This is a genomic window from Rhodobacter sp. 4.3.4 (genome assembly GCF_058724655.1).
This window is the reverse complement of the sequence record NZ_CM178967.1, coordinates 507,133-518,597: the sequence shown is the minus strand read 5'-3', so window position 1 is coordinate 518,597 and position 11,465 is coordinate 507,133. Positions and strand designations below refer to the sequence as shown.

General features: G+C 66.7%; 9 protein-coding genes. 6 read left to right on the top strand and 3 right to left on the bottom strand.

Going from position 1 to position 11,465, the window contains the following annotated elements; all coding sequences use genetic code 11:
• Window positions 1-103 precede the first annotated feature (103 nt).
• The 4 genes from AC4PTB_RS02575 (at window position 104) to AC4PTB_RS02560 (ending at window position 7,521) form a co-directional block, all read left to right on the top strand.
• Window positions 104-2,383 carry an NADP-dependent malic enzyme gene (locus AC4PTB_RS02575; protein WP_492191539.1) on the top strand — a complete coding sequence of 760 codons (2,280 nt, stop codon included), beginning with the start codon at window positions 104-106 and terminating at the stop codon, window positions 2,381-2,383.
• Between the two features lie 202 nt (window positions 2,384-2,585).
• Complete coding sequence (locus AC4PTB_RS02570; protein ID WP_492191538.1) at window positions 2,586-4,481, top strand: propionyl-CoA synthetase; 1,896 nt, start codon at window positions 2,586-2,588, stop codon at window positions 4,479-4,481.
• A gap of 221 nt (window positions 4,482-4,702) precedes the next feature.
• Complete coding sequence (locus AC4PTB_RS02565) at window positions 4,703-6,148, top strand: ATP-binding protein (protein ID WP_492191537.1); 1,446 nt, start codon at window positions 4,703-4,705, stop codon at window positions 6,146-6,148.
• Window positions 6,149-6,150: 2 nt separating this feature from the next.
• Window positions 6,151-7,521, top strand: a complete 1,371-nt coding sequence (locus AC4PTB_RS02560) for a sigma-54-dependent transcriptional regulator (protein ID WP_492191536.1) — start codon at window positions 6,151-6,153, stop codon at window positions 7,519-7,521.
• Here the strand turns inward: AC4PTB_RS02560 and AC4PTB_RS02555 are convergent.
• The gene (locus AC4PTB_RS02555; RefSeq protein WP_492191535.1) at window positions 7,518-8,279 is read right to left on the bottom strand and encodes an NAD kinase; all 762 of its coding nucleotides are present in this window, start codon (window positions 8,277-8,279) and stop codon (window positions 7,518-7,520) included. The two genes, AC4PTB_RS02560 and AC4PTB_RS02555, sit on opposite strands and share 4 nt — an antisense overlap.
• A 183-nt stretch (window positions 8,280-8,462) precedes the next feature.
• Here AC4PTB_RS02555 and glyA point away from each other — a divergent pair, with 183 nt between their 5' ends.
• Complete coding sequence (gene glyA, locus AC4PTB_RS02550; RefSeq protein ID WP_492191534.1) at window positions 8,463-9,755, top strand: serine hydroxymethyltransferase; 1,293 nt, start codon at window positions 8,463-8,465, stop codon at window positions 9,753-9,755.
• 82 nt (window positions 9,756-9,837) lie between these two features.
• The gene (locus AC4PTB_RS02545; protein ID WP_492191533.1) at window positions 9,838-10,620 is read left to right on the top strand and encodes an alpha/beta fold hydrolase; all 783 of its coding nucleotides are present in this window, start codon (window positions 9,838-9,840) and stop codon (window positions 10,618-10,620) included.
• Window positions 10,621-10,622: 2 nt separating this feature from the next.
• On the opposite strand, the gene AC4PTB_RS02540 is transcribed toward AC4PTB_RS02545, so the two are convergent.
• Together AC4PTB_RS02540 and AC4PTB_RS02535 are read right to left on the bottom strand one after the other, a co-directional pair.
• Window positions 10,623-11,111 (bottom strand): cytochrome b, encoded by a 489-nt coding sequence (locus tag AC4PTB_RS02540; RefSeq protein ID WP_492191532.1) that lies wholly within the window; start codon window positions 11,109-11,111, stop codon window positions 10,623-10,625.
• Between the two features lie 129 nt (window positions 11,112-11,240).
• Window positions 11,241-11,423 carry a CTP synthetase gene (locus AC4PTB_RS02535; RefSeq protein WP_492191531.1) on the bottom strand — a complete coding sequence of 61 codons (183 nt, stop codon included), beginning with the start codon at window positions 11,421-11,423 and terminating at the stop codon, window positions 11,241-11,243.
• Window positions 11,424-11,465 lie beyond the last annotated feature (42 nt).

The following is an 11,465-nucleotide window of genomic DNA, read 5'->3' as shown; positions in this document are numbered from 1 at the left end:
GCCGCGCCGGGCGGCAGCGCAAGGGGGTGGGCTGCTTGCGCTATCAACGCTTTCCGGCGATCTGGAATTGGTTTAAGGCTGAACCATCTTCAGGGAGAGGCTCATGACCGACGAACGTCACCCGCCCGCGCGCCACCCGGCGCTGGATTATCACGAATATCCGAAGCCCGGAAAGCTCGAAATCCGCGCCACCAAGCCCCTGGCGAACGGGCTTGACCTGAGCCGCGCCTATTCGCCGGGCGTCGCCGAAGCCTGCCTTGAAATCAAGGCCGATGCCAGCACCGCGGCGCGCTACACCGCGCGGGGCAATCTGGTCGCGGTGGTGACGAACGGCACCGCCGTGCTGGGGCTGGGCAATATCGGACCGCTCGCCGCCAAGCCGGTGATGGAGGGCAAGGCGGTCCTGTTCAAGAAATTCGCCAATATCGACGCTTTCGACATCGAGGTGAACCAGCCCGACCCGGAGAAACTGGCCGATCTGGTCTGCGCGCTGGAACCCAGCTTCGGCGCCATCAACCTTGAGGATATCAAGGCCCCCGATTGTTTCATCGTCGAGCGGATCTGCCGCGAGCGGATGAAGATCCCGGTCTTTCACGACGACCAGCACGGCACCGCCATTGTCGTCGGGGCGGCGGCAACCAATGCTTTGCGCATCGCGGGCAAACGGTTTGACGAGATCAAGATCGTCTCGACCGGCGGCGGCGCGGCGGGGATCGCCTGTCTGAACATGCTGGTGAAACTGGGGGTGCGGCGCGAAAACATCTGGCTGTGCGACATTCACGGCCTCGTTTATCAGGGCCGCGAGATCGACATGAACCCGCTCAAGGCCGCTTACGCGCAGCCGACGACGAAGCGGACGCTGGAGGAAGTGATCGAGGGGGCGGACATGTTCCTGGGCCTCTCCGGTCCGGGCGTGCTGACCCCCGATCATGTGGCACGGATGGCGGCCCGGCCGATCGTCTTCGCGCTGGCCAATCCGACGCCGGAAATCCTGCCCGATGCCGTGCGCTCGGTGGCGCCCGAGGCGATCATCGCCACTGGCCGCAGCGATTTTCCCAATCAGGTCAACAACGTCCTGTGTTTCCCCTTCATCTTCCGCGGCGCGCTGGATGTGGGGGCCACGACGATCAATGACGAGATGCAGATCGCCTGCATCGAGGGGATCGCGGCCTTGGCCCGCGCCACCACCGCCGCCGAGGCCGCCGCCGCCTATCGCGGCGAGAAGCTGACCTTCGGTCCCGACTATCTGATCCCGAAACCCTTCGATCCGCGCCTGATCGCCACCGTCTCGACCGCCGTCGCCAAGGCGGCGATGGAAACCGGCGTCGCCACCCGGCCGCTTGCGGATCTCGACGGCTACCGGCGCAATCTCGAAGCCTCGGTCGTGCGCTCGTCGCTCTTGATGCGGCCGGTCTTCGAGGCCGCCGCCACCGCCGCCCGTCGCGTCGTCTTTGCCGAGGGCGAGGATGAGCGGGTGTTGCGCGCGGCCCAGGCGATGATCGAGGAAACCACGGTGAAGCCGATCCTGATCGGTCGCCCCGAGGTGATCGAGCGGCGGGCGGAACGGGCGGGGCTGTCGCTGGTGCCCGGGCGCGATTTCGAGGTGGTGAACCCCGAACACGACCCGCGCTATCGCAGCTATTGGGAGACCTACTACGGGCTGATGGCGCGGCGCGGCGTGACGCCCGATCTGGCGCGGGCGATCTTGCGCACCAACACCACCGCCATCGGCGCGATCATGGTGCATCAGGGCGATGCCGACAGCCTGATCTGCGGCACCTTCGGGCAATATCTGTGGCACCTGAACTATGTCCGGCAGGTGCTGGCGCGGGGCGGGCTGCACCCTGTCGGCGCGCTCAGCCTGATGATCCTCGAAGACGGGCCGCTGTTCATCGCCGATACCCATGTGCATCACGAACCGACGCCCGAGGAGATCACCGCAACGGTGATGGCGGCGGCGCGGCATGTGCGCCGCTTTGGCCTCGCGCCGAAGGTGGCTTTGTGTTCGCACAGCCAGTTCGGCAACCTTGACACCGACTCGGGGCGGCGGATGCGCGCGGCGCTGGAACGGCTCGATGCCCGCGAACCGGATTTCGTCTACGAGGGCGAAATGCATATCGACGCCGCGCTCGAGCCGCAGATTCGCGCCCGGCTGCTGCCCGAATCGCGGCTCGACGGCGCGGCGAATGTGCTGGTCTTTGCCAATACCGATGCCGCCTCGGGGGTGCGCAACATCCTGAAAGCCAAGGCGAACGGGCTGGAGGTGGGGCCGATTCTGATGGGGATGGGGAACCGGGCGCATATCGTGACCCCCTCGATCACCACGCGGGGCCTTTTGAACGTGGCCGTGCTGGCCGGAACCCCGGTGGCCGCCTACGGCTGAAGCTGCAAAGTGAAGCGAGTTTGCAAAACGCGCTTCGCTTTCCCCGCCTCCTTCAAAAACGCAAGCCATTTGCAAAAGTTTGCGGCGGGATTCCCGCCGCATTCTGCAAATTTTCGGGCCAAGCGCGCAGCTGCAGCGGTAACATTCTTGCACAAACCTTTCCGCCTGCGTAACAAGCTTGCAAGTCTGGAGGAGGAATACCATGGGATACAATGAAGTCTATTCCGCGTGGCAGGCGGACCCGGAAGGGTTCTGGATGGATGCGGCCAAGGGCATCGACTGGGTGCAAAGCCCCTCCAAGGCCTATTTCGAGCAGGGTCCGGCCGGGGAATGGTTCGCCGATGCGATGGTGAACACCTGCTTCAACGCGGTGGACCGTCACGTTCTGGCCGGTCGCGGCGATCAGATCGCGATCATGCACGAAAGCCCGATCACCCATGCGACCAAGGGGATCACCTACAAGGAACTGCAGGCCCGGGTCTCGAGCCTGGCGGGCGCGCTGCGGATGCGCGGCGTGGAAAAGGGCGACCGCGTCATCATCTACATGCCGATGATCCCCGAAGCGCTGGAAGCGATGCTGGCCTGTGCCCGTCTGGGCGCCATCCACTCGGTCGTCTTCGGCGGCTTCGCGGCAAACGAGCTGGCGGTGCGGATCGACGACTGCACGCCGAAAGCGATCATCGCGGCGTCTTGCGGTCTCGAACCCGGTCGCGTCGTGCATTACAAGCCGCTGCTTGATGCCGCCATCGATCAAGCCACGCACAAGCCCGAATTCTGCGTCATCTTCCAGCGCGAACAAGAGGTTGCAAAGCTGGTCGAGGGCCGCGACTTCAGCTGGCACGGCTTCCAGTATGGCGTGAAACCGGCCGAATGCGTGCCGGTCGAGGGCAACCACCCGGCCTATATCCTTTACACCTCGGGCACCACCGGGGCGCCCAAGGGCGTCGTGCGGCCGACCGCGGGCCATCTGGTGGCGCTGAACTGGTCGATGAAGGCGATCTACAACATCGAGGCCGGGGACCGGTTCTGGGCCGCCTCGGACGTGGGTTGGGTCGTCGGCCACAGCTATATCTGCTACGCGCCGCTGCTGGCGGGGGCGACCACCGTCGTCTTCGAGGGCAAGCCCGTGGGCACGCCGCATCCGGGCGTGTTCTGGCGGATCATCCAGAACCACCGCATCAAGAGCTTCTTCACCGCACCGACGGCGCTGCGCGCCATCCGCCGCGAGGATCCGAACGGCGAATACATCAAGCGCTACAAGCTGCACGAGATGCAGGCGCTGTTCCTGGCGGGCGAACGCGCCGACCCGGAAACGGTGAAATGGGCGCAGGAACATCTGGGCGTGCCGGTGATCGACCACTGGTGGCAGACCGAAACCGGCTGGGCGATCGCGGGCAACCCGCTGGGCATCGAGCTTTTGCCGGTCAAGGCCGGTTCGCCGACGAAGCCGATGCCGGGCTATGACGTGCAGGTGCTGGACGAGGGCGGCCATCCGGTGGCCCCGGGCACGCTGGGCGCGCTGGCGATCAAGCTGCCCCTGCCGCCCGGCACGCTGCCGACGCTGTGGAATGCCGACGACCGCTTCAAGAAGAGCTACCTGTCGCATTTCCCCGGCTATTATGAAACCGGCGACGCCGGCTATATCGACGAAGACGGCTATGTCTACATCATGGCGCGGACCGATGACGTGATCAACGTCGCCGGGCACCGGCTTTCGACCGGGGCGATGGAAGAGGTTCTGGCCGCGCACAAGGATGTCGCCGAATGCGCCGTGATCGGCGTGGCCGACGCGCTCAAGGGTCAGCTGCCGATGGGCTTTTTGTGCCTGACCAAGGGCTGCACCCGCCCGCATGCCGAGGTGATCAAGGAATGCGTGCGGCTGGTGCGCGACCAGATCGGCCCGGTTGCGGCCTTCAAGCTGGCGGTGGTCGTCGACCGTCTGCCGAAGACGCGCTCGGGCAAGATCCTGCGCGCCACGATGGCGAAGATCGCCGACGGGCTCGACTACAAGATGCCCGCCACGATCGACGATCCGGCGATTCTCGACGAGATCACCGCGGCGCTGCAGGCGATCGGCTATCCCGAAAAGGCGGCCTGATATCCGCCCGGCGGGGCCCCCAGCGTGCGGGGCCCCGCCGAAATTCTTGCAAGACGTGTGTTTTCAGGATTCTTTGGCGCGCCCCGCAGTCTCGGGGCTTGATTTGCGACAGCCGGACGGGAAGATGGGCCTGTCGGGGTATCGTTATGAATGAACTTGGTCTTCCCTCCGATGGCGCGCGCCGCGACGCCTCGGACAACAGGGCTCAGATTGCGCGCATCATGCTGCTTGGGCATGATCTTCGCGCCGCTGTTTCCGACATTCTTGGCGGGCTGCATCTTCTGGCCGACGAGGATCTGAGCCCCGGCATGCGGCTGCAATTCGAACGGATGCGGGCGGCGGGCGAAGACATGGCCCGGCTGATCGAGGAAGGCTTCGAGATCGTCACCGATCAGGCCGTCGGGCCTTTGCGCCAGACCGTGCAGCTGGCGCGGCTGCTTTATGATCTGGAAATGCGCTGGACCGGGCGGGCGCAGGAAAAGGGGCTCGGCTTTCACGTCGCCATGGCCCCCGACGTGCCGGTGCTGGTGCGGCTTGACCGGATCGCGCTGGAACGGGTTCTGTCGAACATGCTCTCGAATGCGGTGAAATACACCGATCAGGGCGCGGTGCGGCTGGCGCTGACGGTCGAGGCCGAGAGCCGCCTGCTGTTTTCCGTGCTTGATGACGGGCCGGGGTTCGATCCGGATCTGCGCGGGCGGCTGTTCCGGCAAGGCGCGCGGGGCGAGGTTCCGGGCAAGGCGGGCCACGGGCTCGGTCTGTTCATCTCGCGCGACATGGCGCGACGGCTTCAGGGCCGGATCGAGGTCTCGAACCGGGACACGGGCGGCGCCTGCGTGGCGCTGTCCCTGCCGCTTGCCGGGCTGATACCGCCCGAGATGGCGATCGACACCCCCCTGCCCGATCTGCGCCGGATGCGGGTTCTGGTGGCCGAGGACAGCGCGCTCAATCAGGCGGTTCTGGGGCACATGCTCTCGGCGATGGGGGCGCATTGCGACAGTGCCGCCGACGGGATCGAGGCGCTCGAGATGCTCGACAACGGCAGCTACGATCTGGCGGTGATCGACGCCGAGATGCCGCGGCTGTCCGGGCTTGATCTGATCCGTTCGCTGCGCGCCAGCGGCGGGCGGCACAGCGCGATTCCGGTCGTGGTCTGCACCGCCTATGTGCTGCGCACCAACCGCGAGGCGATCGTCGCCGCCGGGGCGGATGCGATCGTTTCGAAGCCGATGACGGCGATCGAACCGCTGGCCGAGGCGATCACCCGGGCGCTGGAACGGCGTGATGGCGAGGGCCACCGACCCTGCCCGCCGGTCGTCGACGCGGCGGTGTTCGAAGCGCTTCTGGGCCTTGCCGGTCCGGAGGCGGCGCAGGAATTGCTGAGCCGGATGATCGCCGATCTGAGCCGGGTCGAACGCGGGCTGGTGGCGGGGCTATCGGCGCCCACCTTCGCCGCCGTGCAGACCGAAAGCCATGTGCTTCTGTCGGTGGCGGGCGCGGTGGGCGCGGGGCGACTGCAGGAGCTGGCCCGGGAACTTTGCGCCGCCGCCCGCCGCGAGGACAGCGTGGCGATGCAGCTGATCGGGCGCTCGGTGCTGACGCAGATCGACCGGCTGATCGCCTATGCCGGGCGCCGCCAGCGCCAGTTCGAAAGGGGCGGAGCATGAACATGTCGCTGCCGTTGCCCGAGGGGCCCGACATCCTGCTGGTCGAGGACACCGCCTCGATGCGGACGATCTATGAATTGCATCTGCGCCGTGCGGGCTATCGCACGGTCTCGGCGGGCACGGCCGCCGAGGGGCTGGAGATGTTCCGGGTGCATCCGATCTCGGTGGTGCTGCTCGATCTGATGCTGCCCGACCGCGACGGGCTCGACCTGCTCGTCGATCTGCTGCAGATGCGGCCCGAAGCCTCGGTCGTCGTGGTCGCGGCCGAGCGCTCGATCGACCGGACGGTGACGGCGATCCGGCGCGGCGCCCTGGATTATCTGGTCAAGCCGGTGACGGAATCGCGGTTGATGGAGGCGGTCGAGGCGGCGCGGCGGGCGGCAAGCCTCGCGCATCCGCCGCATTCCGCCGCCGCCCGGGCGCCGCTGCCCGATTTCATCGGCCAGTCCGCCGCCATGCACGAGGTCTATGACGGGATCCGCGCCGCCGCCCGCTCGATGGCGCCAGTCTGCATCTGCGGCGAAAGCGGCACCGGCAAGGAGCTGGCGGCGCGGGCGATCCACCGGCTCTCGGCGCGGGCGCAGGGGCCCTTCGTCACCCTGGATTGCGGCGCGATCCCGCCCGACCGGCTGGAATCCGAACTGTTCGGCCACCGTCGCGGCGCCTTTGTCGGCGCGCTCTCGGACCGGCTCGGCGCGGCGGAACTGGCCGATGGCGGCACGCTGTTTCTGGACGGCGTGGGCGAGCTGCACCCGACCTTGCAGCCGCGTCTGCTGCGCTTCCTGCAGACCGGGCAGGTGCATCCCCCGGGCGCCGAGGCGGCGCGGCGGGTGAATTTGCGCATCCTCTCGGCCTCGACCCTGCCGCTGACAGAGGCGGTGACGCGGGGGCAGCTGCGCGAGGATCTGTTCTACCGGCTGCAGGTGGTGGGGCTGCAGATGCCGCCGCTGCGCCGCCGTGGCGAGGATATCGTGCCGCTGGCCGAAACCTTCCTGGCCCGCTTCGCCGCGATCGAGGGGCGCAGCTTCACCCGGATCTCGCCCGAGGCGATGAGCCTGCTGCGCAGCCATTCCTGGCCCGGCAACGTGCGGGAATTGTCGAATGTGCTGCGCGCGGTGACGGTGCTGCACGAGGGCGAGGAGCTGACCGCCGCGATGCTGCCCCCCGAGCTGGCCGGTCCGGCCCGGTCGCATCCGGGGGCGGGCGGAACAAGCCTGCCCGACCTCTCCGGGCTGACCTTGGCCGAGGTCGAACGCGCCGCGATCGAGGCGGCGCTGGCGCGCAATGACGGCGCCGTGCAAAAGGCCGCCGCCGATCTGGGCGTCGCGCCCTCGACGCTTTATCGCAAACTGGAAAGCTGGCGCAGCGATTAGGCGAATTGCTCGCGCATCAGCCGTTCCTCCAGCCCGTGGCCGGGATCGAACAGGATGCGATGCGTGATCGTCGGCTCCGAGCGGATCTCGACCCAGAGCACCGGCTTGAACGAGCGGCTGTCGGCATCGGCCATCACCGGGCGCTTCTCGGCCTCCAGAATGTCAAAGCGCACCGTGGCCGAGCTGGGCAGGATCGCGCCCTGCCAGCGCCGCGGCCGGAACGGCGCAATCGCCGTCAGCGCCAGCACGTCCGAACCGATGGGCAGGATCGGCCCATGCGCGGAATAATTGTAGGCGGTCGATCCCGCAGGCGTCGCGACGATGGCGCCATCCGAGATCAGCTCCTCCATCCGCACCCGGCCATTGACCGAGATCCGCAGCTTCGCCGCCTGCGGACCGGCGCGCAAAAGCGAGACCTCGTTGATCGCCAGCTCCTCGCGGATCACCCCGTCAGCCGTCTTCGCCCGCATGGCAAGCGGGTTGATCAGCGCCTCTTCCGCCGCGGCAAGCCGCTCGGGCAGGTCAAAGACGCGGTAATCATTCATCAGGAAGCCGACCGAGCCGCGGTTCATCCCGTAAACCGGCAGCCCCGATCCGGCATGCAGGCAGTGCAGCATCATGCCGTCACCGCCCAGCGCCACGATCACATCGGCCTCGACCAGCGGCGCCTGACCGTAGCGGGCGGAAAGATCTGCTAGCGCCTCCTGGGCGCTGTCGGCCTGCGAGGCCGCGAAATGGATCTTGCTGGGTCGGTTCACGGCCTGCCTCCGGTTCCCCTTGGTGTGACAAGCCGGGACCGGAATGACAAGCCCGTTTCCGGCCCCCCCGGGTTTGCGCAGGCCGCGGGTGACGCGCCAAAATGCCCGTTTGTCGCTTTGGGCGCTTTCGGGGCCGGGAATTCTGCGATAAACGGACCACGACATTTGCCTTTGGAGTTGCCCATGACCGATCAACGCGACGCCGGGTTCTTTACCGAGACCCTTTCCAGCCGTGACCCCGCGCTTTTCGCCGCCATCCGTGGCGAACTTGGCCGCCAGCGCGACGAGATCGAGCTGATCGCTTCGGAAAACATCGTCTCTGCCGCGGTGATGGAAGCGCAGGGTTCGGTGATGACGAACAAATATGCCGAGGGCTATCCGGGCAAGCGCTACTACGGCGGCTGCCAGTTCGTCGATGTGGCCGAAGAGCTGGCGATCGCGCGGGCCTGCGAGCTGTTCGGCTGTTCTTTCGCCAACGTGCAGCCGAATTCGGGCAGCCAGGCGAACCAAGGCGTGTTCACCGCGCTGCTGAAGCCGGGTGACACCATTCTTGGTATGAACCTCGCCTCGGGCGGGCACCTGACCCATGGCGCGGCGCCGAACCAGTCGGGCAAATGGTTCAACGCCGTGCAATATGGCGTGCGTCAGCAGGATTGCCGGATCGACTATGACGAGGTCGCCCGTCTGGCGAAAGAGCATAATCCGAAGCTGATCATCGCCGGCGGCTCGGCGATTCCGCGGCAGATCGATTTCGCGAAATTCCGCGAGATCGCCGACAGCGTCGGCGCCTATCTGATGGTGGACATGGCGCATTTTGCCGGTCTGGTGGCCGGGGGCGCGCATCCCTCGCCCTTCCCGCATGCCGATATCGCCACCACCACCACGCACAAGACGCTGCGCGGTCCGCGCGGCGGCATGATCCTGACCAACAACGAAGAAATCGCGAAAAAGGTCAATTCGGCGATCTTCCCGGGGATTCAGGGCGGGCCGCTGATGCATGTGATCGCCGCCAAGGCCGTGGCCTTCGGCGAGGCGCTGCGCCCCGAGTTCAAGGTCTATGCCAAGCAAGTCATCTCCAACGCGCAGGCGCTGGCCGACGAGCTGATGAAGGGCGGTCTGGATATCGTCACCGGCGGCACCGATACGCATGTGATGCTGGTGGACCTGCGCCCGAAAGGGGTGAAGGGCAATGCCACCGACAAGGCCTTGGGCCGCGCGCACATCACCTGCAACAAGAACGGCATTCCGTTCGACCCGGAAAAGCCCACGGTGACCTCGGGCATCCGTCTGGGCACGCCCGCGGGCACCACCCGCGGCTTCAAGGAAGAAGAGTTCCGTCAGATCGCGCGGATGATCATCAAGGTCGTCGACGGGCTGGCCGCCAATGGCGAAGAGGGCAACGAGGCCGTCGAGGCGGAAGTCCGCGCGGAAGTCTCGGCGCTTTGCGCGCGCTTCCCGCTTTATCCGGCGCTCTGAGCGGATCACCAGATCGGAAAGGCCCCCGGTTTCGGGGGCCTTTTGCATTGTCCGGGCGCCGCCTGCGCGCTAGATCCGGACCATGCTGAACTTCACCGCCCATGGCCCCGACACCGCCCTGCCGCCGCTCCTGATTGCCCCGGGTCTGTTCGGCTCGGGCCGGAACTGGGGCGTGATCGCCAAGCGGCTGTCGGCCGGGCGGCGCGTGCTGGCGCTGGATCTGCGCAATCATGGCGACAGTTTCTGGGACGACAGCCACAGCTACCCCGATCTGGCCGCCGATCTGGCCGCGGTGATCGAGGCGCAGGGCCGCGCCTGCGACGTGATGGGGCATTCGATGGGCGGCAAGGCGGCGATGATGCTTGCGCTGACCCGGCCGGGTCTGGTCGAACGGCTGGTGGTGGCCGACATGGCCCCGGTGGCTTACGGCCACGCCGCGGCGCATGGCGGGCTGATCGCGGCGATGCAGGCGATGAAGCTCGAGGATCTGACGACGCGCGCCGAGGCCGACCGGCGGCTGGCCGAGACGGTGCAAGACCCGGGCACCCGGGCCTTTTTGCTGCAATCGCTGGAGCTGCGCGGGGGGCCGGTGCGCTGGAAATTCAACCTTTCGGCGCTGGCGGCGAACCTTTCGGCGATCCTTGACTGGCCCGAGCCGCTGCCCGCGGGGGCCAAGCCCTTCCCCGGCCCGGCGCTGTTTCTTTATGGCGCGGCATCGAGCTATGTCCGCCCGGAAAGCAATGAAAAAATCCGCGCGCTGTTCCCGCACGCGGATCTGCAATCTGTGACAGGCGCGGGCCATTGGCTGCATGCCGAACGCCCGCGCGAGGTGGAAACGGCCGTGGAAGCCTTCCTGAGCCGGTAGCCTTATTCGGCCTTCATCATCCGGCGGATGATGCCGTTCTTCAGCACGAACTGACCCTTCACCGCACCGGCGACATGGATCAGGATCAACAGCAGCAGCACGAGTTTCAGCACATTGTGCACGCCCGCCGCCGGACCGATCAGGCCGAACCAGGCGGTGCCGCCGCTGACCACCATCAGGATCAGCACCAGATACATCGTGTGCTGCACGCCCGAGGCAACCTTGTTCATCACCGGGCTGCCCGAATCGAGCGCCGCGGGCGCGCCGTGGCGCAGGCGCAGCACCAGACGCCAGATCACCAGCGCACAGATCGTCAGGCCGGTCATCACGTGAAAGACCACGGCCGGGTTGAAGGGGGTGGGCTCGCTCGACATCCATTTGCCGAAGGCCTCGGCGATGTTCTCGCCCAGCAGGAATTGCGGAATGATCAGAACGGCAACCGCCCAGTGCAGCAGGATCTGGGCGCGGGTATAGCCTTGGGAAACGGGCATGGGGACCTCCTGGCGGGTTTCCGGAAATGAAACGGGGCAGGAAAGGCTTGCACAGCCCCTCCCGCCCCGCAAGCGGATAGATCAGCGCAGGCGCGGTGCCTTCCCGACGCCGCGCCCGATGTCCCGGGGTCAGGCGTCGTTGATCTTGCCCGCGACGATCCAGGCGACGGGCAGCGCCGCGACAAAGCCGAGAACGGCGGCATAGATCATCGTTTTCATGTCATACATGTTCATCGTCAGCGCCACGACGATGAGGACACCGGCCACGGTCGGGCCGACAAGCGCATAGATGATGCCGAAAAGGCGGGTCATGGGTTCCTCCGGTGCAGCGCGTTTCATGCAAAGGAAGATATG

What these genes read in the sequence shown, in the direction of transcription:
- AC4PTB_RS02560 (WP_492191536.1), top strand. Translation starts at nt 6,151, where the DNA reads ATGTCGCTGCCGTTGCCCGAGGGGCCCGACATCCTGCTGGTCGAGGAC.
- AC4PTB_RS02570 (WP_492191538.1), top strand. Translation starts at nt 2,586, where the DNA reads ATGGGATACAATGAAGTCTATTCCGCGTGGCAGGCGGACCCGGAAGGG.
- AC4PTB_RS02565 (WP_492191537.1), top strand. Translation starts at nt 4,703, where the DNA reads ATGCTGCTTGGGCATGATCTTCGCGCCGCTGTTTCCGACATTCTTGGC.
- AC4PTB_RS02540 (WP_492191532.1), bottom strand. Translation starts at nt 11,111, where the DNA reads ATGCCCGTTTCCCAAGGCTATACCCGCGCCCAGATCCTGCTGCACTGG.
- AC4PTB_RS02575 (WP_492191539.1), top strand. Translation starts at nt 104, where the DNA reads ATGACCGACGAACGTCACCCGCCCGCGCGCCACCCGGCGCTGGATTAT.
- glyA (WP_492191534.1), top strand. Translation starts at nt 8,463, where the DNA reads ATGACCGATCAACGCGACGCCGGGTTCTTTACCGAGACCCTTTCCAGC.
- AC4PTB_RS02545 (WP_492191533.1), top strand. Translation starts at nt 9,838, where the DNA reads ATGCTGAACTTCACCGCCCATGGCCCCGACACCGCCCTGCCGCCGCTC.
- AC4PTB_RS02535 (WP_492191531.1), bottom strand. Translation starts at nt 11,423, where the DNA reads ATGACCCGCCTTTTCGGCATCATCTATGCGCTTGTCGGCCCGACCGTG.